We start from the raw sequence: 564 nt of genomic DNA, 5'->3' as shown, positions 1-564 counted from the left end.
CAATGTGTAGTTTTCAAGGTACAAATTTGAACTTTGATAATCCAAAATTCAAATGGAGATAACGAGATTCGAACTCGTGACCCCTTGCTTGCAAGGCAAGTGCTCTCCCAACTGAGCTATACCCCCAAAATTAAAATCTCTGTTTTAATTTTTAAATTTGGCAGCCACCTACTCTCCCATACCGTCTCCAGTATAGTACCATCGGCCGTCTAAGTCTTAACCATCGTGTTCGAGATGAGAACGGGTGTGTCCCTAAGACGCATCGCCACCAAAAACTTGTTGACATATCTTCATATGTTGTTTTCAGTTTTAATTGCTTTCATTTTGTCAGCTTGAATATTTTATAATATGACAAAAGGTTTGTCAACATTATTTTTAATATTTTTTTATCCAATGTATGGTAAGTATAATACATACAAATTACCAACACATCTCACTGAAAACTCAACAGTAAAACAACCTCTACTTCTTCTCTTCCTTAGAAAGGAGGTGATCCAGCCGCACCTTCCGATACGGCTACCTTGTTACGACTTCACCCCAGTTATTGATCCTGCCTTCGGCAGC

The 564-nt window shown here is 38.7% G+C and carries 1 tRNA gene and 2 rRNA genes; all 3 read right to left on the bottom strand.

The annotated features are described in order from the left end of the window. Positions 1 to 53 precede the first annotated feature (53 nt). A tRNA-Ala gene (locus tag HBB17_RS08210) sits at positions 54 to 126 on the bottom strand. A 29-nt stretch (positions 127 to 155) separates the two neighbouring features. Beyond that, positions 156 to 273, bottom strand: a 5S ribosomal RNA gene (rrf, locus tag HBB17_RS08205). Between the two features lie 209 nt (positions 274 to 482). After that, a 16S ribosomal RNA gene (locus tag HBB17_RS08200) occupies positions 483 to 564 on the bottom strand; the annotation flags it as partial.

The sequence above is a fragment of the Anaerosporobacter faecicola genome (assembly GCF_012070565.1).
Lineage (GTDB): Bacteria > Bacillota > Clostridia > Lachnospirales > Lachnospiraceae > Anaerosporobacter > Anaerosporobacter faecicola.
This window is presented reverse-complemented; position numbering and strand designations above follow the sequence as displayed.